Source organism: Niallia circulans (assembly GCF_003726095.1).
Lineage (GTDB): Bacteria > Bacillota > Bacilli > Bacillales > Cytobacillaceae > Niallia > Niallia circulans_A.
The window spans coordinates 2,883,776-2,906,053 of sequence record NZ_CP026031.1 but is presented as its reverse complement, the minus strand read 5'-3'; the positions used below and the strand labels follow the sequence as shown (position 1 = coordinate 2,906,053).

Genomic DNA, 22,278 nt, shown 5'->3' with positions numbered 1-22,278 from the left:
AAAGTCGGGAATGTCTCTAATAACGGAGACATTCCCGACTTTTATTATTATGCATTTACATCCATTCATTCTCTTTCTTGAGAGAAAATGAATCTATTTCTTCTCCTTCTTCATCATCAAGATGAAAGATCTCACTATCATAATGCTTTAAGTGTTCAGGAGTAACTTTATTGAAAATATTTAACTTTTTCATTTCAATCCCTCGCTTAACTACTTTAATACCAATAAAAATAGTATGTACAAATTTGCAAGCTTTTAATTCGATTTTCTATCTATTATTTAAGGGAGTGAATAAAAAAGAGCACAGAGGCTATGCTCCGTGCTCTATATAATAATTACCTTTTTGGCTATTTCACATTTTTCACATATTGTGCTGATACATAACCAGTGACTTTCCCATACTTAATTTTGTACCAAGAACCGCTTTTCGCGTATATGGTGACTTTCTTATTGTTTGGGATCGAACCAACCTTTTTGGAAGAGGTGGAAGCTTTTTGTCTAATATTAAGATTAGAAGCTTTTACAGTCCCTGTTTTTACTTTATATAAGGTGAACTTTTTCGTAACTGTACTCTTTAGTTTACTTCCATTTACAGACTCTACAGACACAGTGTAGCTGCCGTCTGCTGCTTTTCCAACACTCCAAGTAAAAGAATGGATTCCTGTCTTTAATGATTTATTAGAGGCTAGAGTTTTAACTACCTTGCCTTTACTATTCAAGATTTTTACTGTGGATGTTGCTGATTGATTGATATTAAAGCTAGTCTTTATCTTGTTACCTGCTGTATCATAGCTTGTTTTTACATCTTTTATTGTTGGTGCAACAGCTTTTTTAAGCGTGAAATTTTGTTTCTCTGTTTTTTCTTTTCCTATATTATTAACCGCTTTTATCGTTAGCGTATAAGTGCCATCTTTTACACTACGGACATCCCATTTATAGGAGGACGTACCGGCAGATAGAGACTTATTGCTAGCTAAAGTTTTCATTACTTTATTCTTGCTGTCCGAAATCGTCACCGTTACTTTAGATGGTTGATTGATAGCGAAGGATGCATTAATAGTATTGCCTTTCTGATCATATGCAGTTTTGATGGAACTAATACTAATAGTTGGCACTTCTATTTTTGCGACCTGGAAGGCAATGTTCGTTGTCACTTTATTATTCGCAATGTCCGTTGCTGTTATTTCAGCTGTGTAACTGCCATTATTCCAGCTTGAAGCATTAGTAGTATAATCGTAACTACCAGCTTGTAAGGCCCCATTGTTTAAAAGTGTAGCAACACTGTTTCCATCGTTATCTTTAATTGTTACAACAGTACTAGTTGCTTTTGTTAGGGTAAAGCCCACTTTAACCGTATTGTTTGCTTGATTAAATTCAGCTTTTCCTTCTTTTAGTTCAGGAACTGTAATTGCAGCAGTCTTACTGTATTCTGTAACTAATTGTGTTCCAGGATAATAAAACGCTAAGATTGTATTGTACTTCTGTCCAGCACTTGCGCGGTTATTTGCTCCATATTGGCTTAAACCAACACCATGTCCATATCCTCTTCCAGCGATGCTGTGTGTATCAACAGTAGAAGAGCTCTTTGTAATGAGATAGCTTTTTACATTATTTATGCCGATGATTGCTCTTACTTTCGATGCTGCCACATTTGCCTGTTTTATTTCTTGTAAAAGGAGTGCTCCTTTTGAATCTCTCTGATTTTTTACATAGAATTGAATGGAGATAGAACCTGTGCTTACTCTTTTCGTTGTAGAAGGGTTATCAAAAGATAAGGTAGGAACAGCGACAATTTTGATGTCTTTATCCTTATATCCATTATCATTTAACCATTTTTTTATATTCGTTGTAATGGTGCTGTCTTTTTCAGAAACTTTATTCCACCAAGCATCTGGGTTTGCTACATCATAATCTTGCATATTTATTTGGGCTTTCTGAACATTGAAGCTCCATGTATAGCTTGTATCAAACGAATCTTGTGCATTTACTAAATAAGCAAAATCATTGCCCCATACGTTTTTCGCCGAATCCATTACCCCGCCGTTACTTGCAGAGAAAACAGCGTCAATTAAGCGATTATTAAATTTTAGGACTTGGCCAGTTGTTGCTTCAACTGCTTGATCTGAATTAGGATGGGAATCATTTAAGCCACCATATACTTGATGGCTGATTGTATCTGTAATGGTTTTGCCGCCATAATTCCAAGAATATGTTCTTGCTGCCACTGCCTGTGCTTTTAAAGCTTCTATATTCCAGGAAGCAGGCATTTCACTCGGAACAACGCCTTTAAGATATTCTTCCATCCCAAGAGTGTTAACCGGGCGAACATAATTAGAACCATTTATCGTTTCCATCATAAAGGTAAAAGAACCTTTGTATTTTCTATTGTTAATTGTTAGATAATCATCAGGATTGGATGGAGCAAATGTTAATGAATCAGCTTCATAAAGAAAAGTACTTCCTTTATATAGCTTAAGTTTAGCTTGTTCTATTTTAAGGGTATAGGCTGTTGTATTGTTTAGGGAAATTTTTCCATCTGTCGTTTTATATGTTCCTGATGGTGCAATGCTAATTTGAGTTTTGTTTCCTAGATAATTTTTTAGCATAACATGTACTTGTGGTTCACTGCCGCTTGCTGCATAAGTGGGCTGTCCAAATGTAGGTAATAGAGAAATACATAAGATGAATGATAACAACAATGAGAATGTTTTTTTCAATATCGTTGCTCCTTTTATTTAATTGATGTAGATCTGTAATTTAATTGAAACCATTGGAACGATAGAAGAGTAAAACTTTCTTTCATCATGAAGCTAGTATGATTCTATCATACTTTTATACTATTGTTTCGTGGGTAATACTGGTATTTTAAGAGGTAAATAGTTTTGATAGAAGTCGAGTGAAGGCAAATATAGATGTAAGCAGAAGAAGTATAAATTTTTTGCAAAAAAAGACATACACCAGAAGATAAGTGTATGTCAGGTATAAAGATTAATTTAAAGTAGAAGTGTCTGTTGTAGTGCTTGTATTAGTATTAGTATTAGTATTTGATTCAGTGTCTACTGTTGTATCTGTATCCGTTGTACTGTTGGAGTCAGATTGAAGACTTTTAGTGATTCCTAAATGTTGCTGAAGAATCGATTTTGTTTCTGCTAATGCTGTTTCATCCAATTGATAGATGTATTTATTATCGACACGGCCGTCAGTTCCAGCTAGCGTTAGTGTCTCCACTTGTAAACCATTATCCGCAGTTGCATATGCAATTAAAGATTGCATATCGCTAAATGATAAGTCTGTTGTCATATTGCTTCCGATCGCTTCCATCACTTTTGAGTATTTGGTAATCCCTTCGATAGAGACTGCTTTTTTCATAATGGCTTGCATAATTAATTGTTGTCTTTTCCCACGTTCAATGTCGTTATCGATTTTTCTTGTTCGTGCAAGGGCAAGTGCTTGTTCGCCGTCCAATTCTTGATAACCTTTTTCAAGATGAATGGCGCCTGCTTTATCTTTTGAGTTTTGTTCTGTAAATGTTACTGGAACATCGACATCAATTCCACCTAATGCATCTACTACATCCATAAAGGCATCGAAATTCATTTTTACATAATAATCAACAGGAATATCTAGCAATTCTTCCACTGTGTCTAAAGTTGATGAAACTCCGCCGAAATAATGGGCATGGGTAATTTTATCAGAATAGCCGCGTTCCGGAATATATACATAGGAATCACGTGGGATGCTCAGCAATTTAACGGATTTTTCTTTTTCATTTAAAGTAGCAAGCATGAGAGCATCGGAACGAGAACGGGTTGTGCCGGATTTGCTCGATCTTTTCTTACTATCATCTACTCCAATGAATAAAATCGAAACGTCATCAATGTTTGGATCTACTTTTGTATCCCTTTTAGAATCACGGTCAATTGGCTCGTAAGAATCATCAGCCACTGATTTTGCCTTGGAATATAAGGTAGCTCCATAACCAATCCCTGCTAAGATAATAACCAGCAATGGGACAAAAATAAAAAGCTTAATTTTTTTTCGTTTCTTTTTCTTTGTATCCTTTATTAAAGTCTCTCTTGTATTATTTGCCATAAGTTTCTCCTTTTTGAATTAAGAAATAGCGGAATGAAATCATACATACTATCTTACCTCTATCACTCTTTAACGTAAATTAGTAGTTTATTTCTATACCAGGTATATTTTTGTATTAATTGTAAAAAATTCAAATGAGGGTTTCAGCGTACAAGGTGGCTTTTTCTTTTATAATACCTTGTCCATTCGTCAAGTCAGTTATCCAATCCTTATAAGTCTCCACCTCATCAGAATCTACAAAGACATCTATTTCGACATTTTCTAAATAATGGATATCTTTAATTTCATAGTTCTTTGAACGTAATTCATTTTCTATTTTACCAAGTAAGGGATACTCGATGGATACACTGATTATTTGCTTTAACTTTCTTTCGATAATACCGATATTTGCTAATCCTTCAGAGGTTGTTTTTCCATAAGCACGAATAAGCCCACCTGCACCAAGCTTAATCCCACCAAAGTAACGGGTAACAACGACTGTTGTATCTTTCAGTCCTTTTTTCTTCAGGACCTCAAGAATTGGTACTCCTGCGGTGCCACTCGGTTCCCCATCATCGTTTGCTTTTTGAATTTGATCATGCTCTCCAATTAAGTAAGCAGAACAATTATGTGTTGCCTCTTTATGTTTTTTCTTGATTTCTCCTATGAAAGCCTGTGCTGCTTCTTCTGTTTCTGTTCGAGCGATATGAGCAATAAAGCGTGATTTTTGAATAATTAGTTCATATTCTCCGTAGCTAGGCACAGTAAGATAGGAAGGAAGCATATGGGCAGCTCCTTTCTTTGTGTCTCTTTCCACTAATATTGGTTTGTTCGTTATATAAGCTTTTTTTTGTAACCATTTTCTATAAAAAAATAGTAGAAAATCGATAATTAGTCTTATTTCATTATAATTCGACATTGTTTATTGTTCAATTATTGTTCGCATTGTAATCAAATCTTAATATAGCGATTTAGCAAGCATGATATAATAAGTAAAACTCCATGCTCGAAAAGACCCGCTACATATGGTATGGGCTATATTTCATGGAGAGGCTTACGAGTCTTTGATTACAGGCGCTTTTATCTCTCTATTTTCTTTTACTTTGTTTTTTGTTTAGAATAGGATAAAATTATATTATTGCATTTTTACATACTTTTTCACAGTAATTCTTGATGTTAATAGGTCTTCGGACATGGTTTTATATAGGGTGATATATGTCTAAATAACGATTTTAATTTATTTTTCGATGAATTAAACATATTATTAACTTTCAAGCTAAAATAAGAATGGATGTTGGAAGGGTTTTAGCCTTTTTGGAGGAATTAAATATGTTGATAAGGAAATTTGACACAAAAACGTTAGATTATATTGTAGAACAAATGATTAAAACCGTTGGTTCAAGCAAAGATGAAATTTTTCGTATTGGAGAACAATGTCGACAAGATTATGAAACCCTTACCGAAGAATTAAAAGAAATGAAAGTTCTTGTATTAGAAACGATAGAAAAAGGAGACAAGCTAGAAATCCAGTCGCGGTTTGCCCGTAAACGCTTATCAGAAGTGAGTAAGCATTTTAATGAATACTCAGAAGCAGAAGTACGCGAAGCTTATGAAAGAGCACATACACTGCAAATGGATTTGAGCATGAATCGGCACCTAGAAAAGCAGTATCGAGAACGCCGCGATGATCTAGAGCGTCGATTGTTAGGTCTAGATGAAACAATTAAGCGGGCAGAACATCTGGTCACACAAATTTCTGTCGTGATGAATTATTTGGTTAGTGATTTAAAGCAAGTTGGCGAAGTAATCGAAGACGCCAAACAAAAGCAGGATTTCGGCTTGAAAATTATTGGTGCCCAGGAAGAAGAGAAGAAAAGACTTTCTCGAGAAATACACGATGGACCTGCACAAATGATGGCAAATGTAATGATGCGCTCTGACTTAGTGGAAAGAATATATAAAGAGCATGGGGCGAAAGAGGCCTTTGAAGAAATCAGAAATTTAAAAGTGATGGTACGAAGTGCATTATATGAGGTAAGACGAATTATTTATGATCTTCGTCCAATGGCTTTAGATGACCTAGGTCTTATTCCGACGCTAAAAAAATATTTGAAAACAACAGAAGAGTATCATGAATCAATTAAAATTGAGTTTGCCACCATTGGAAAAGAAACAAGACTTCCAAGCAAATATGAAGTTGCCATTTTTCGCTTAGTTCAAGAATCAGTCCAAAATGCTTTAAAGCATGCAGAAGCATCTAAAATCTCCGTAAAAGTAGAATTACAAATGGAGCAAGTTATCGTCTTAGTTAAGGATAATGGAAAAGGATTCGATAAGAATGAGAAAAAAGAAGAATCCTTTGGTTTAATTGGGATGAAAGAAAGAGTAGAACTACTGGATGGGGAATTAACCATTGATTCCAAACTTGGAGTTGGAACCATTATTATGATCAACGTTCCTATTAGATGATAAAAATGACTGTTTTCGAGAAGTATGTTATTTTAACCAAAATGATGTTTAACACTTTTGCGTTGAATGGAGTGGAGGATACTTGTCTGGATAGGAAAGCGAGAACTTCATTTTCCTACCAAAAATAACATTGGGACGAAAGCCTAAAGAAAATAAGGGAGGCGGAGCAGTTGACTACAAAGATAGTTATTATTGATGATCACCAATTATTTAGAGAAGGGGTAAAAAGAATTCTCGACTTCGAATCGAGTTTCGAAGTAGTAGCGGAAGGCGACGATGGTACACAAGCTATTCAGCTAATCGAAGAATACCAACCCGACGTAACAATCATGGATATTAATATGCCTACCATTAACGGTGTAGAGGCAACAAGACAATTACTAGAGAAATTTCCAGAGACAAAGGTCATTATCCTATCTATTCATGATGATGAAAACTACGTAACCCATGCCCTTAAAACAGGTGCGAGCGGTTATCTGCTTAAGGAAATGGATGCAGATGCATTGGTTGAAGCAGTTAAAGTAGTAGCAGATGGAGGTTCATATTTACACCCGAAAGTAACCCATAATCTCGTTAATGAATATCGCCGTTTAGCATTAGAGAATGCAAATTCGGATGAACATCATGTCCAAGTAGTAGAAATTAGAAGACCGTTGCATTTATTAACAAGACGTGAATGTGAAGTCTTACAGCTTCTTGCTGATGGAAAAAGTAACCGAGGAATCGGCGAGGCACTATTTATTAGTGAAAAAACGGTTAAAAACCATGTAAGTAATATTTTACAAAAAATGAATGTGAACGACCGTACACAAGCAGTAGTTGTTGCTATTAAAAACGGTTGGGTAGAAGTTCGTTAAGAAAAAAGGGGTTACCTAAATCACTTGTTGGTTTGAGGAAACTCCTTTTTTTAACGAATAGTTCTATTTTGGTGAAGTTGGTGTTTTCCTTGCGATTATATGAAAATGCGAAAGAATTAGAGGAAGTGATAGGGAAGAATTATTGCCATTCTAATCAACCTATAAAGTGAAAAATCTGTTATAATAGTTCCTTGCCATTTAAAATTCCATATAAATTCCTCTTTATGTGCATTATAATAGAATTAATAGATAATGCTAATAAACTTTTTTAGTTAAAATATGTATACAAAGAATAGATAAGGAAGGTAACTAATTGCATGAAAACAGCTATTGTTACAGATAGTACGGCCTATATTCCTAAAGAGGTGAGGGAGAAGTACAATATATATATGATCCCTTTGACAGTCTTCTTAGGGTCAGAAGTATATGAGGAGGAAAGAGAATTAACTGCATCTGAATTTTATGAAGCAGTTAGAAAGATGGACCTGCCTACTACTTCTCAACCAGCTATTGGAAAATTTGTAGAGCTATTTGAAGAACTATCTAAGAATTATGATGAAGTAATAAGTGTTCATTTATCAAGTGGAATCAGCGGCACTTATCAAGGAGCCATTACTGCTGGAGACATGGTCGAGGGCATTGAAGTATTTGCTTTTGATACAGAAATAAGCTGCATGGTTCAAGGCTTCTATGCAATAGAAGCAGCCAAATTAGTCCAACAAGGGAAAACCGCAGCAGAAATCATACCCATTCTGGACGAATTAAAACAAACAAGCAACGCTTATTTTATGGTAGATGATCTATCCAATCTCCAAAGAGGCGGCCGACTTTCCAGTGCTCAAGCAATCATCGGCAGTCTCCTGCAGGTAAAGCCATTGCTGCATTTTAAGGATAAAATAATCGTCCCATTTGAAAAAATCCGCACAAAAAAAAGAGCAATGAGGCGAATTGTCGAACTTCTCCGCGAAGAAACGAATGGAGGTAGCTACTACGCTGCCATCATCCACGGTAATCGTGAAGAAGAAGCAATAGAATGGAAAGCAGAATTAGAGCAAGAATTCCCCAATATCGAATTCTCTTTAAGTTACTTTGGTGCTGTTATTGGTACACACTTAGGAGAAGGATCAATGGGACTTGGCTGGATAAAGAAAAGATAATAAATGCTGTTTGGAATCCCGGTTCTTGGAAAAGAATCGGGATTTTTTTGTGGAAGTCGCAAGGAAAAATGAACGGGGAAGAGCGCCCCTTTTCATTCCTTCGTCATGACTAGCTTGTAAATCGTGTTAGTCAAGCATTTACAGCTTTGTATCCTCCCTTACTACATTCAGTCCAGTACCGCTGTAAGAACTTGACTAGGCTCAAGGTCCCTTCTTGATCCACAAGGTGGTATTTTTAAACTTCCCCTATCTTCCAAAATACCACCATTTTTTCTTCTCCGTATTCTCAGCTGCAGTAATCTCTTTACGAGCCACCAGCGTTTGGCTCATCGATTCTACGAGCAACCGGTACCTCTCTTATAAGCGCTTCTCTATGTATTCATGCTGATCAAGGATTTCTTCAATCAGCTGTTTATTAATCTCCATTTGTTGCTCTCGGAAGCTTTTGAAATCTTCCATTATGTAAAAACCCGTAAACATTGTTAAATCAACGTTTACGAGTTTTGGGGGTGTTCCCAAACTTTGATTTGGAAACGTTATTTTGTATGGTGTTGTATATTATTATAATAATTTTTTCCAATAATCTGCAATGCGCTCAAAAGTTTTTGCTGTTTTCTCTTTAACGAAGTTATTTGCTGCTTCGTAGTCTTTATCTTGTTTAGAAATACCTTTTGTAACAAACTTCGATAGCTCATCCTGCAATTTAGCAATGAGGACATCAACATCTGATTTATTTTGAAGCATTCCGAATTTTTCTTTATAACCTTCAATCATTTTGGAAATTTCTGCTTCTGTATAAGTGATTTTGCCTAGTTTATTTGTAATCGATAAATTATTTTTTTGTTTGGCATTTAAAGAAGATGCATCCATATGTCGTGTTTCATAAATCTTCGCACGCCCTTGATAAAATTTTTCTTCGATTGACTTATAACTCAATACACGTTTTTCATTTCGCTTTGTGTACTGTTCAATCAATTGGTGAAAGCCCTCTTTCGCATCGCCTGTAACATATTTCTCACTAAATAGTTGTAATGCAGCTGTTGAAGAGGCAAGTTCTAATTGTGCCTCAGCAGAAGTTAATTGCTGTGTAATAGGTTTGCTTCCAGATTTTATATCTCGGCCTTTTGGTGTAGCAATATCTAAATTATCTAAGCCATCCGTTATATCTACAAGTAGATTTTCAATTTCTTCAATATCCTTCGCATTCTTCCCATCAAAGATACCATTATCATTTAAATATTGACTGAAAATAAGCCATTGGTCTCGCGGACGATATGAAAAAATATCAGATGGGTCCTCTACTTGCTGAGCAAACATTTGTGCAATTTCTTCATCTGTCGCTGCTTTTAGGTGTTTGATTTCATCAGAGAATCTTAAAGTAAAAGCTTTTCCGTCACGCTCTACTTCAATTTCCTTTTTCCCACCTAGTGGCTGCCCCGTTAGTACATCTGTATTGGTCGATACTTGTTGCTTAAATTGTTCTTTTACTGCTCCTTCAAACAAAAGATTAATTTGCATAACGACACTCCTTTTTTATTACCAGTTAATATAAAAACTGAAAATTGGTATTATATTTTATATCGACTAACGATAAAAAATTTAAATTATGTAGTTACCAAATTGCAGTTTAGTAAACAAAAGCAATTGGTTTTATTCACTAGTCCTTTTTTATCAAATAGGCAGGAATTCAAATGGCAGTATAGAATAAATTCAGTATAAAAAAGAAAGGAAGTGAGCAGTTAATCGTAAACCAATTGAATATCCATATCGAGCGCTCCACTTAGAGGCCTTGCTCTCGAGCAATAGAGCTCATCATCCTAATATTCCATTTATCAAGGGAAGTTGGCAGGATACAGGGGGGAAAGGACGTGGATTTTCCACTTTGTTTTTTGCCAGGTGATGAATGCTTTATTCCGCATGATTAACGCCTATGGGACGGAAAACATTTTTTCTAAATTGATGTAAATCAGAACTAGGAGGAAAATAATGCGTTTTTATCAAAAGGACAATATATTACTCCCAACGAAAAGTAATTCCCCTCACTCTTTCCGAATCTCAAATGCTTCCCAAAACCAACTGATAACGCCGTCGCTTAATAGAGCTTATCCATTTAATCCACAACTCCAAGCCACGCTCCAAGGTAAAGCTTTACTACTAGCTGAACTCCCCTTCTCTGAACAAGAAATCCAAACACATTACGAAAATGGTTATTGCTCATATAGGAAAGGTGTGGAGAAAAAAGCACGCAATAAATATATTTGCATGCGTTGTGGCAATGAAAATCAGGAGTTATTTGCTACTTTTCCCTGCGCGCGCTGTCAGGAACACTGCACTTATTGTCGAAATTGCATCATGATGGGGAGAATAAGTGAATGTACCCCATTAATTACATGGCACGGACCAGAACGAGATCAAGAAACATCAAAGATCACTTTACAATGGAGCGGCAGGCTTTCGCAAGGACAGCAAGTGGCATCAGAGAAAATGGAGCATATTATCGAGGTACAATCGGAGCTCCTTATCTGGGCCGTTTGCGGCGCTGGGAAAACGGAGATTCTTTTTAAAGGAATTGAAAAAGCACTGCGAGATAATCAACGTGTATGTATTGCTACTCCTCGTACAGATGTTGTCCTCGAGTTGGCTCCGCGACTGCAGGAAGTTTTTCCGGAAATAAAGGTACTGCCTGTTTATGGTGGTAGTGAAGAACGTCATCAGTATAGTCCGCTAACCATTAGCACGACTCACCAACTTTTCCGGTTCCACCAAGCCTTTGACCTCATTATTTTGGATGAAATGGATGCATTTCCATATTCCGTCGATAAATCGCTTCAATACGCTGTGCAAAAAGCTAGGAAAGAACAATCGACACTTATTTATTTAACGGCGACTCCCAATAAAGGCTGGCAAGAAAAGTGCAAGCATAACAAAATACACTCTGTGACTATTCCAGCACGCTTTCATCAATATCCGTTGCCTGTTCCAGATTTTCAATGGTGTGGGAATTGGGAAAAGGGCTTGAAAAAGGATAAGCTGCCTGTCATGCTAGTTGATTGGATTCGAAAACGGGTTCCACACAATAAACCAATGCTTTTATTCGTGCCGAAAATTTATTATATGGAAAAAGTAAAAAAGCTGTTGCAGCCAATTGTTGATACGATTGAAACAGTTCATGCCGAAGATCCTGATCGAAAGGAAAAGGTACTAAAAATGCGTAATAAAGAAGTAAATTTGCTTGTTACCACAACGATTTTAGAAAGGGGCGTCACTTTTCCAAATGTAGATGTTGCAGTGTTAGGAGCAGAAAATCGGATTTTCACAGAGAGTGCCCTTGTACAGATTGCGGGAAGAGTAGGGAGGAAAAAGGAATTTCCAGATGGAACGATTACTTTTTTTCATTATGGAAAAACAAATAATATGGTATTAGCACGAAAGCAAATTAAGAGTAGCAATCAGGAGGCAAGAGAGAAGGGGATGCTTCTATTATGATTTGTGTGATTTGTTTAGCACCAGTTATACCGGAATTTAATTGGACCTATCTTTTCTCAAAAGAACCAGAATGTTATTTATGTGCCAGTTGTAAAGAGAAGTTAGCAGTAATAAAGGGAGATACTTGCCGAACTTGTGGCCGATCTCTGCAGTTGCTGGAATCTGTTCATATTAAGGATGGTATGTGCCATGATTGTCAAAAGTGGGAGGGCGTAGAGGAATGGAAAGGAATACTGCAATCCAACCAATCGTTATTTTTGTACAATGATTTTTTGAAAGAAACGATTGCACGGTTTAAATATAGAGGGGACTATCAAATTGCTGCAGCTTTCGTTTCATTTTTACCGAAGGATTTCGGAAAAAATAAAGTGGTGATGCCCATTCCATTAAGTGACGAACGTTTGTACGAAAGAGGCTTTAATCAAGTAGAGGCAGTTCTCTTTTATGCAAAAGTTCCTTACGTAAATGGTCTTGTGCGCACACATAGTGAAAAACAATCGAAAAAAACACGGAAACAACGATTACAGATAGAAAATATTTTTAAAATAGAGCAGAAAGAGGCTGTTATTGCTCAAGATATTGTTCTGGTGGACGATATATATACTACAGGTGCAACGTTACGAAATGCAGCGAAAGTGCTAAAGGAAGCGGGAGCAAAGTCCATCACTTCCTTTACGATTGCAAGATGAGGAGGAATCATAGATGGCTGAACTAGGGAATTGCCCAAACTGTGGCGATATATATGTGTTAAATAACATTCGAGATGTGTGTTTGAAATGCTATAAACAAGAAGAAGCAGATTATGAAAAAGTATACCAATATATTCGCAAAAAGCAGAATCGCACAGCACAGATGGATGATGTGGTCGAAGCAACTGGTGTAGAAAGAACGTTGATTTATAAATTTATTAAAAAAGGCAGAATCAAGCTTGCCCAATTCCCTAATCTTGGATATCCTTGTGCCAAGTGTGGAACGATTATTCGCGAAGGGAAGCTGTGTCATTCTTGTTTATCAGGAATACAGAATGATCTCAATGTGATGGAAAAAGAAGAAGAACGAAAAAGAGAAATTGAAGAACGAAATAAATCAGCCTATCGAGTATTAGATAAAAGGTAGAATAATTAAAAAAGTTTAATAGAATTATTTTTCTATTAAACTTTTTTAATTAAATTTTACCATTTTTCTTGAATAAATAAAGTTAGAAAGCATTGGGCCGATATAGTAAGAAGAATGTATTTTATGGGAGTGTTATTATGCAAATATCTAATAAAACCCAACTATCCAATGTAACAACCAATGAAAAACAATTAGAGCTTTTAAAAAATGAAACATATAATGCCCAAATTAAATCTCGGATTTCAGAAACTGAAGCGGTTGTCCAAATTAAAGGAAAAGACTTTAATGTGAAATTTGAAGAAACGATTCCCAAGGAAAATCGAGTTTCTGTCCAAATTAGTGATATGGATGGTGGTGAAATAAAAGTTAAAACAAACACCACTAAAACTCCTGACTTACCATCGAATCCTTCATCAGAGAAAATGATAGAAGATATGAGTATTTCAGAAAAAAGTAAAAATGAATTAAGAATGGCAACGGCTATTTTAGGAAAAAAGACTACTATAAATAGAGATATATTAGTTCAGTTAAATGCATTTTTGGAAGATGAAACAGGAACAATAGATGAAAAATTAGTTTCAATACGTGCTCTGGCAAGCAAAAATCTAGAGATATCAGCAGTTAATTTACGTTCTATTCATGCAGCAGTTAATGGAGAGCCTTTAAATGATATCATTACAAAAATAGCTAATGCGATAGACCCTAATTTTCAAAAAAATTTATCGGAAAATCAAGTAGAACATCATAATACAGTCTATGCTTTAAAAAATGAAACTAGTTCAAAACCAAATAATGCTTTGAGTAAATTAATAAGTGAATTATCTTCTTCAATCGAAACGGAAGCGGATATTCAGAAAGGAATAGAGCTATTACGTACAAAAATAAGCGAAAATCCACGGATATCGAAAGAGCATATAAAAAGTATTACACAAGCTATACAAGATTCTGAAAAACTGCAATCGATAGCCAAAACTAAAATAATGGATGTATTGACTAATATAAAAACAGGAAATTTACAAGAGTCTGCTACGGAATTGAATAAAGTAAAAGACCAAATTAAGCAAGAGTCAAACCTACAAAAAGCGATCCAAACGGTAAAAGAAACGATAGTCAACAATCCGAAAATGCCGCCGGAAGTAGTAAAACAGGTAGAACAGGCAGTAAGAGAAGCGACAATAAGCCAGCGTTTAGGCCAAGAAAGTGCAGGACGCGAGAAATTAGTGCAAGCAATCACAAAAGCGGAACAAGAAGTAACGGCCCAGCAAGCTAAACCAATAGCAACAGATAAAGCCGTGCAAGATCAATTGAACCAAACGAAAGACCAAATAAAACAAGAGTCAAACCTACAAAAAGCGATCCAAACGGTAAAAGAAACGATAGTCAACAATCCGAAAATGCCGCCGGAAGTAGTAAAACAGGTAGAACAGGCAGTAAGAGAAGCGACAATAAGCCAGCGTTTAGGCCAAGAAAGTGCAGGACGCGAGAAATTAGTGCAAGCAATCACAAAAGCGGAACAAGAAGTAACGGCCCAACAAACCAAACCAATATCAACAGACCAAAGCAAAGCCGTGCAAGATCAATTGAACCAAACGAAAGACCAAATAAAGCAAGAGCCAAATCTACAAAAAGCGATCCAAACGGTAAAAGAAACGATAATCAATAATCCAAAAATGCCGCCGGAAGTAGTTAAACAAGTAGAACAGGCAGTAAGAGAAGCAACGATAAGCCAGCGTTTAGGCCAAGAGAGTGCGGGCAGAGAGAAATTAGTACAAGCAATCACAAAAGCGGAACAAGAAGTAACGGCCCAACAAACCAAACCAATATCAACAGACCAAAGCAAAGCCGTGCAAGATCAATTAACTCAAACGAAAGACCAAATAAAGCAAGAGCCAAATCTACAAAAAGCGATCCAAACGGTAAAAGAAACGATAACCAATAATCCAAAAATGCCGCCGGAAGTAGTAAAACAAGTAGAACAGGCAGTAAGAGAAGCGACAATAAGCCAGCGTTTAGGCCAGGAAAGTGCCGGTCGCGAGAAATTAGTGCAAGCAATCACAAAAGCGGAACAAGAAGTAACGGCCCAACAAACCAAACCAATATCAACAGACCAAAGCAAAGCAGTACAAGATCAATTGAACCAAACGAAAGACCAAATAAAGCAAGAGCCAAACCTGCAAAAGGCAATCCAAACGGTAAAAGAAACGATAGTCAACAATCCGAAAATGCCGCCGGAAGTAGTAAAACAGGTAGAACAGGCAGTAAGAGAAGCAACGATAAGTCAGCGTTTAGGCCAAGAGAGTGCGGGCAGAGAGAAATTAGTACAAGCAATCACAAAAGCGGAACAAGAAGTAACGGCCCAACCATCCAAACCTATAGACCAAGGCAAAGCCGTGCAAAATCAATTGACTCAAACGAAAGATCAAATAAAACAAGAGCCAAATCTACAAAAAGCGATCCAAACGGTAAAAGAAACGATAGTCAACAATCCGAAAATGCCGCCGGAAGTAGTAAAACAGGTAGAACAGGCAGTAAGAGAAGCGACAATAAGCCAGCGTTTAGGCCAAGAGAGTGCGGGCAGAGAGAAGCTTGTGCAGGCATTGACTCGTGCTGAACAAGAAGTAACGGCCCAACCATCCAAACCTATAGACCAAGGCAAAGCAGTACAAGATCAATTGAACCAAACGAAAGACCAAATAAAGCAAGAGCCAAACCTACAAAAGGCAATCCAAACGGTAAAAGAAACGATAGTCAACAATCCGAAAATGCCGCCGGAAGTAGTAAAACAGGTAGAACAGGCAGTAAGAGAAGCGACAATAAGCCAGCGTTTAGGCCAAGAAAGTGCAGGACGCGAGAAATTAGTGCAAGCAATCACAAAAGCGGAACAAGAAGTAACGGCCCAACAAACCAAACCAATATCAACAGACCAAAGCAAAGCCGTGCAAGATCAATTGAACCAAACGAAAGAACAAATAAAGCAAGAGCCAAACCTACAAAAAGCGATCCAAACGGTAAAAGAAACGATAATCAATAATCCGAAAATGCCGCCGGAAGTGGTTAAACAAGTAGAACAGGCAGTAAGAGAAGCAACGATAAGCCAGCGTTTAGGCCAAGAGAGTGCGGGCAGAGAGAAATTAGTACAAGCAATCACAAAAGCGGAACAAGAAGTAACGGCCCAACCATCCAAACCAATATCAACAGACCAAAGCAAAGCCGTGCAAGATCAATTGAACCAAACGAAAGACCAAATAAAGCAAGAGCCAAATCTACAAAAAGCGATCCAAACGGTAAAAGAAACGATAGTCAACAATCCGAAAATGCCGCCGGAAGTGGTTAAACAAGTAGAACAGGCAGTAAGAGAAGCGACAATAAGCCAGCGTTTAGGCCAAGAAAGTGCTGGCCGCGAGAAATTAGTACAAGCACTCACAAAAGCGGAACAAGAAATAACAGCCCAACAAACCAAACCAATATCAACAGACCAAAGCAAAGCAGTACAAGATCAATTGAACCAAACGAAAGACCAAATAAAGCAAGAGCCAAACCTACAAAAAGCGATCCAAACGGTAAAAGAAACGATAACCAATAATCCAAAAATGCCGCCGGAAGTGGTTAAACAAGTAGAACAGATTCTTAACCAAGCAGATCAATTAAATGTAGCGTCCAAAGAGCGTATAAAAACTGCTCTTAATCAGGTTATCGATATGGATAATGCAAAAATTCCTAATGAAAAGAGTCCAGTTCAACAAAATGAGAGCAATAGAGAAGCTGCTAGGGCTAACGCGACAACTCAATTACAGTTGGATAGTATCAAACAAGCTGTTAAACAAATACAGAAGGAGCCTATTTTAGAAAAGGCACTGCATGATTTAAAGTCTGAGCTTCGCAAAAATGAAAACTTAAGTCCAGATAAAAAAGAAAAGATAGAAAAAGCAATTAATACTTCATTAGAGTTAAGTAGTAAAGGCAGAGAGATGGCATCTAGACAAAATATTTCTAAAGCTTTACAAGAAGTAGAAACAGCAATACAACAGGAAAATAAAAATTATGTAGAAGATAGTTCTCCAAAACAAGTGGAGATGGAAGAGAAACGATGGGATAGTCAGTTACAAGCCATGGGCATCTCATCAAAGGATATATTGGTAACAAAAATATCGCAAAAATTAGCAGAGGCAACACATGAGTTTAGAGATATAAAGAGAGAAATCTATCGGAATTTAGATAATGCACAAAAATTAATGGAAAAATATAAAGATTCAAGTATTCCGCAAGCATCCAAAATAATTGAAAGTACAATCGCTAAATTAGATCAAACAATTTTAAAAAGTGATTTAATGTTATATGCCGATATGCGTACCGAAAAACGATTACTCCAGGCAAGCTCACAATTAGCGGAGGCAAAAAAATATCTTTCTAATGGAAATACTGCCAAAGCAACTGAAATTGTTTCAGAGGTGAAGAAGATGGTTGAGAGTATTCAATATAAGCCATCTGAACAAAAAATTGTCCACTATGTTTCAAAAAATAGTGCGTTATTAGAAGAAGTATCTCCATTGAAAAGTTTGGTAAAACAATCTGAAGATATGGGGAGGAATTATATATTAGAAGGAGAAGAGCCTTCTTCACGACAAATGTATGAAAAAATCCGCTCATTCGGTTTAAATCGAGAGAGCGATGTAGCAAATAAACTAGTTTCAAGCCATACACCAACTAAAGAACAAGAAGATAATCTAAAGACAACATTATTGAAATTGGCAAGCAGTGAAAATTTAGGTGATGAAACAGTTAGCAGGCAGGCGGAACAGGCATTAAACAATATTAATGGTCAACAATTATTAAATAAGCAAGATTCATCTAGCCAATTGCAAAGCATGTTCTTTAATTTACCCATGCTGTTAGGCGAGAAAAATGAGAATATACAAGTATTTATCAATTCAAAATCAAAAGGAGAGCAGGTAGATTGGGAAAATTGCAATCTTTACTTTCTTTTAGAAACGAAGAAATTAGGGGATGTTGGAATTTTATTAAATGCGACAGATCGCAATCTATCTATCACCGTAAAAAATGATTTAGCAGATTTTGAAAAGAAAATGTCGCCGCTATCTAAAATTGCGGTAGATCGTTTACAAGAGATTGGTTATCAAGTTCAAAATATCCAATTTACGCATCTTACGAATCCTTCAGCTGAAGCAATAGAGAAAAAAGAGAATAAAAGGCTTGCAAGCGTTAATGAATTCATACAAGAGAAAGGAGTTAACTTACAAATATGAGCATGACAAGATATTATAATCAAAAAAATCGTTTTGAAAGAAATGGGCCAGTTGCAGCAGTATTAAAATATGACGATAAAAGTACTGCCCCTTCCGTTGTTGCACAAGGAAAGGGAGCAGTTGCTCAACAAATAATAGAATTGGCCCAAAAAAATAATATCCATATGCAAGAAGACTCCTCTCTTGTCGCAAATCTATTAGATATGGACTTAGGAGATAGTATTCCTCCTCAATTATATTCAGTAATAGCAGAAATTCTTCTATTAATTGAAGAAATGAATAAAAAATATTAAAGAAATTAAAAGTTGTTCCGATAAAAAAAACAGGAGCATTTGGAGGTGGAAAATCATGGCTAACCTTATTACAGAAGAAGTACTCTATCAAAAATCTCCACAAGAACTCACAGCGTTATTATACGAAGCATGCCTAAATAATTTAGAAGAAGCAATTGAAAATATAGAGAATAAAGATTATATCCTCGCGAATGTTAAATTAAAGAAAGCTAATGACATTGTCTGGAGACTTGGCGCTGGGATTAATTATGAGGCAGGAATTATCGCCGATCAACTAGACATGTTATATAACTATATAGCAGGAAAACTTATTGATGCCAATTTAAAAAAAGATATATCCATTATCCAAGAAGTTAAAACGATAGTAGAAGAACTGCTTGCAGCTTGGACTGCAAGCATGAAAGAAAAAACACCTAAGATAAATACTGGTCTTCGCCAAAAAACATTGGCATACGAAAAAAATATCATGACATATGATAAAAATTAAAACAAAAGGAGCATATTAAAATGAAAATTAATCACAATATTCAGGCGCTGAATGCTTACCGCAATCTATACCAAAACCAATTCAATACTTCCAAAAACCTAGAAAGATTATCTTCTGGTTTAAGAATCAATCGTGCAGCCGATGATGCAGCAGGACTTGCGATTTCTGAAAAAATGCGTTCGCAAATTAAAGGCTTATCTATGGCAGAACGCAACTCACTAGATGGTGTTTCTTTAATGCAAGTAGCAGAAGGAGCAATGAATGAAGTGCACTCAATGCTTCAACGTATGCGTGAACTATCTGTACAGGCAGCAAATGACACAAATACCGATTCAGATCGTAATTCCATTCAACAAGAAATTGATCAGCTGTTAAAAGAGATTGATAGTGTTGCCGCTAAAACTGAATTTAATACACGTAAGCTATTAGATGGTTCTAGTGCAGTTGATACACAATTCCTTGATGGAGAACAGGCAAAAACAAACTTAAAGCAGGTTCCTACAGTAGTAGATCCAACTTTGGCAACAGGCAAATACGAAGTGGCAGTTTCTGGAACTCCGCAATTTGTTAATACATTAAATCAACCAGGTGCGGGAATCAGTTCCTCAGATGTTCTTACAATGGATCCAGACAGTGACTTAGCATTAGGAGAATATTCTGTGGTGGTTACAGGATATCAGGATGATGGAACAAAAAGAAGCGCCAATATTGAAATTTTTGATCCAAGTGGATTTTCTATTGGCCAGCTTGCAGCAGTAGTAGGTGAAGATGGAAAAACTGAGACAATTGGAACAGAGACTGGCAAGAAAATAAAGATAGACACAGCACAAATTACTGGAAATGGTACAGCTAAAGTTCAAATAGAATCTAAAGTTACATTATCTGTTTCTAAAGTGAATGGTGACGATTCTACTACTCCAATTACTTTCTCTAAAGAGCTTATTACAAGAAATGGAGAAGTTGAGCACGGCGGATTGAAGCTATCTTTTGGAGCGAATGTTAAAGAGGGTTCATCACAATTTGATTTAACAAACAAAGCTCTAACATTCCAAATTGGTGCCAATACAAATCAGAATCTGAATATTGATATCCCGCAATTAAGCACTGTAAAGCTGGGGATTAATAATTTGAATATTCTTTCAAATGATGATGCAAGCAAATCAATTTTCAAAATCGACCAAGCGATTAACCAAATTTCTTCCATTCGTGCTAAACTAGGTGCTACCCAAAACCGTTTAGAGCACACAATCAGCAATCTGCAAGTAACAAATGAGAACTTAACATCTGCAGAATCTCGTATCCGTGATACAGATATGGCTCAAGAAATGACCGAGTTTACAAAAAATAATATCTTGAATCAATCAGCTCAAGCGATGCTGGCTCAAGCAAATCAATTACCAAATGGAGTTCTACAGCTTCTACAATCGTAATTATTAAATCAAAGCTAGTCCTGGTAAAAGATGGACTAGCTTTTTTCTTTCTATTTTATGATAATATAAATGCTATATGTGTGTAATAAATATAAAATTAACTACATTAACAATCTTCTCTTGGAAATCTAAATATATTTATAATTATGAAAGGGAGGTTTATATATGGAAGTACAAAGAGTATCGAGGACAAGTACGGATAAAATAAAAAGTAAAGATAATTTGCCGGCAGAGAGTATTTCTTTTCAAGAAGTTATTTCTAAAAATCGTCAACAGGCAGTTTATGACAAATTAACAAAATTAGTAGAAGAAATTGAGGGACAAGGGAAAAAATTATCGGAACACCGTACGGTAGATGATTTGCGCAGATACAAAAAAATGGTAAAAGATTTTATGGATGAAGCGGTTAACAATGCTTTGAAACTAGAAGAGCAGAGTGGTTTTAATCGAAGAGGAAGAACGAAAGTATATAAAATTGTTAAAGAAGTGGATAAAAAGCTGGTGGACTTAACCAATACCTTATTAGACAAAGAAAAAAACGGTTTAGATATATTACAATCAGTTGGTGAAATCCAAGGTCTTTTAATTAATATATATACTTGAATAAGTAATTAGAACTATTGCGGCAAGTGAATTCCCAGGAATTCTATGCTGCTTTTTTATTATATCGGGATATTTTGACTAAATTGAACATGAAATATGAATAGACTGGTTAGAATAGAAATAGGAATATCAGTCTAATTTGTATAAAAACAAGTTTTAGTCTTTAAAAGGAAAAATTTTGACCGATATAGAAGATAGAAGAATAAGAACTGAAAGATGAGTATAGTAAATTTCCATATATGAAACATAAGGTCAAATTTTCTGTAGAGGAGTGTAAAAATGAAAATTAATAATTATAATCCGGTAAATATGAATCCATATAAAAAGCAGATGGAAAAAAATGCAACTGCACAAAACATAAAAAAAGAAGACAAAGTGGAAATATCAAAAGCTGCGTTAGAACTTCAAGGTACACAAGATGAAGTAAGACTAGAAAAAATTCAAGAGCTAAAAAAGCAAATTAGTGAAGGAACATATCAAGTAGATTCAAAAGAAGTTGCTGAAAAAATTCTATCATTCTGGAAAAAGAGCTAAGGAAAGATAGGAGGATTTCGGATGCAGACCGAAAAGATTGAAGCTTCGTTAAAAGACATACTTTCCTTGCATGAAGATCTGTTGCAACTTTCTTTTGAAAAAAAAGACATCCTTATTAAAGGCGATACAGATCAATTAAGAGTAATCACAGGCAAAGAACAAAAGTATATTAAAGCTATTCAAAAAAAGGATCAAGAATTGCAAGTGAATTGTAATAATTTTTTAGGTAATGAATCAACGCAGACAACATTAAATGATGTTATAAAAATGGTTGACGATCAAACGAAAGAGATATTAATGGAAATAAAACAGAAACTGGTAGAAGTGCTGGGATTAATAAAAACGCAAAATGACACAAATCAACAACTTATTAACCAATCTCTGCAATTTATTGAGGTCTCTCTTGATTTATTAAAGCCAGATATAGACACATATAATTACAATCGGTCAGAGACGAAAAATCCTTATCAAAAAGAAGGATTTTCGATATTTGAATCAAAGATTTAGGAGG

General features: G+C 35.8%; 18 protein-coding genes. 13 read left to right on the top strand and 5 right to left on the bottom strand.

Annotated features, from left to right (window positions below; translation table 11 throughout):
- Window positions 1–55: 55 nt before the first annotated feature.
- The 4 genes from C2I06_RS25055 to C2I06_RS14090 form a co-directional block, all read right to left on the bottom strand.
- Window positions 56–193: a hypothetical protein gene (locus C2I06_RS25055; RefSeq protein WP_163186423.1), complete on the bottom strand. Its 138-nt coding sequence runs from the start codon at window positions 191–193 to the stop codon at window positions 56–58.
- 154 nt (window positions 194–347) lie between these two features.
- Window positions 348–2,717, bottom strand: a complete 2,370-nt coding sequence (locus C2I06_RS14100) for a SpoIID/LytB domain-containing protein (protein WP_123258254.1) — start codon at window positions 2,715–2,717, stop codon at window positions 348–350.
- A 271-nt stretch (window positions 2,718–2,988) separates the two neighbouring features.
- On the bottom strand, window positions 2,989–4,092 hold the full coding sequence (locus tag C2I06_RS14095; protein WP_095334300.1) for an LCP family protein: 1,104 nt from the start codon (window positions 4,090–4,092) through the stop codon (window positions 2,989–2,991).
- Window positions 4,093–4,222: 130 nt separating this feature from the next.
- Window positions 4,223–4,855: a YigZ family protein gene (locus C2I06_RS14090; RefSeq protein ID WP_123258253.1), complete on the bottom strand. Its 633-nt coding sequence runs from the start codon at window positions 4,853–4,855 to the stop codon at window positions 4,223–4,225.
- 545 nt (window positions 4,856–5,400) lie between these two features.
- Here C2I06_RS14090 and C2I06_RS14085 point away from each other — a divergent pair.
- The 3 genes from C2I06_RS14085 (at window position 5,401) to C2I06_RS14075 (ending at window position 8,554) form a co-directional block, all read left to right on the top strand.
- Window positions 5,401–6,540, top strand: coding sequence for a sensor histidine kinase (locus C2I06_RS14085; RefSeq protein WP_123258252.1), 1,140 nt, complete (start codon window positions 5,401–5,403; stop codon window positions 6,538–6,540).
- A gap of 170 nt (window positions 6,541–6,710) precedes the next feature.
- Window positions 6,711–7,397 (top strand): response regulator, encoded by a 687-nt coding sequence (locus C2I06_RS14080; protein ID WP_095334303.1) that lies wholly within the window; start codon window positions 6,711–6,713, stop codon window positions 7,395–7,397.
- Between the two features lie 317 nt (window positions 7,398–7,714).
- A complete protein-coding gene (locus tag C2I06_RS14075) occupies window positions 7,715–8,554 on the top strand; it encodes a DegV family protein (protein WP_123258251.1) in 840 nt (279 codons plus the stop codon).
- Window positions 8,555–9,115: 561 nt separating this feature from the next.
- On the opposite strand, the gene C2I06_RS14070 is transcribed toward C2I06_RS14075, so the two are convergent.
- The gene (locus tag C2I06_RS14070; RefSeq protein WP_095334305.1) at window positions 9,116–10,072 is read right to left on the bottom strand and encodes a hypothetical protein; all 957 of its coding nucleotides are present in this window, start codon (window positions 10,070–10,072) and stop codon (window positions 9,116–9,118) included.
- Between the two features lie 468 nt (window positions 10,073–10,540).
- Here C2I06_RS14070 and C2I06_RS14065 point away from each other — a divergent pair, with 468 nt between their 5' ends.
- The 10 genes from C2I06_RS14065 to C2I06_RS14020 all read left to right on the top strand — a co-directional run bounded on the left by C2I06_RS14065 (window position 10,541) and on the right by C2I06_RS14020 (window position 22,274).
- Window positions 10,541–12,040: an ATP-dependent helicase ComFA gene (locus C2I06_RS14065; RefSeq protein WP_095334306.1), complete on the top strand. Its 1,500-nt coding sequence runs from the start codon at window positions 10,541–10,543 to the stop codon at window positions 12,038–12,040.
- On the top strand, window positions 12,037–12,729 hold the full coding sequence (locus tag C2I06_RS14060) for a ComF family protein (protein ID WP_095334307.1): 693 nt from the start codon (window positions 12,037–12,039) through the stop codon (window positions 12,727–12,729). Before C2I06_RS14065 ends, C2I06_RS14060 begins: the two co-directional genes overlap by 4 nt.
- Before the next feature lie 13 nt (window positions 12,730–12,742).
- On the top strand, window positions 12,743–13,156 hold the full coding sequence (locus tag C2I06_RS14055; protein ID WP_095334308.1) for a TIGR03826 family flagellar region protein: 414 nt from the start codon (window positions 12,743–12,745) through the stop codon (window positions 13,154–13,156).
- 137 nt (window positions 13,157–13,293) lie between these two features.
- Window positions 13,294–18,420: a hypothetical protein gene (locus tag C2I06_RS14050; RefSeq protein WP_123258250.1), complete on the top strand. Its 5,127-nt coding sequence runs from the start codon at window positions 13,294–13,296 to the stop codon at window positions 18,418–18,420.
- Complete coding sequence (locus C2I06_RS14045) at window positions 18,417–18,713, top strand: EscU/YscU/HrcU family type III secretion system export apparatus switch protein (RefSeq protein WP_047944767.1); 297 nt, start codon at window positions 18,417–18,419, stop codon at window positions 18,711–18,713. Before C2I06_RS14050 ends, C2I06_RS14045 begins: the two co-directional genes overlap by 4 nt.
- 55 nt (window positions 18,714–18,768) lie before the next feature.
- Entirely contained in the window at window positions 18,769–19,200 is a 432-nt protein-coding gene (fliS, locus tag C2I06_RS14040) for a flagellar export chaperone FliS (RefSeq protein ID WP_095330263.1), read from the top strand.
- Window positions 19,201–19,220: 20 nt separating this feature from the next.
- Entirely contained in the window at window positions 19,221–20,630 is a 1,410-nt protein-coding gene (locus tag C2I06_RS14035) for a flagellin N-terminal helical domain-containing protein (RefSeq protein ID WP_095330264.1), read from the top strand.
- A gap of 165 nt (window positions 20,631–20,795) precedes the next feature.
- Complete coding sequence (locus tag C2I06_RS14030) at window positions 20,796–21,233, top strand: YaaR family protein (RefSeq protein WP_095330265.1); 438 nt, start codon at window positions 20,796–20,798, stop codon at window positions 21,231–21,233.
- 279 nt (window positions 21,234–21,512) lie between these two features.
- Window positions 21,513–21,767 carry a flagellar biosynthesis anti-sigma factor FlgM gene (flgM, locus tag C2I06_RS14025; protein WP_095330266.1) on the top strand — a complete coding sequence of 85 codons (255 nt, stop codon included), beginning with the start codon at window positions 21,513–21,515 and terminating at the stop codon, window positions 21,765–21,767.
- Window positions 21,768–21,788: 21 nt separating this feature from the next.
- Window positions 21,789–22,274: a flagellar protein FlgN gene (locus C2I06_RS14020; protein WP_123258249.1), complete on the top strand. Its 486-nt coding sequence runs from the start codon at window positions 21,789–21,791 to the stop codon at window positions 22,272–22,274.
- The last annotated feature ends 4 nt before the right edge of the window (window positions 22,275–22,278 follow it).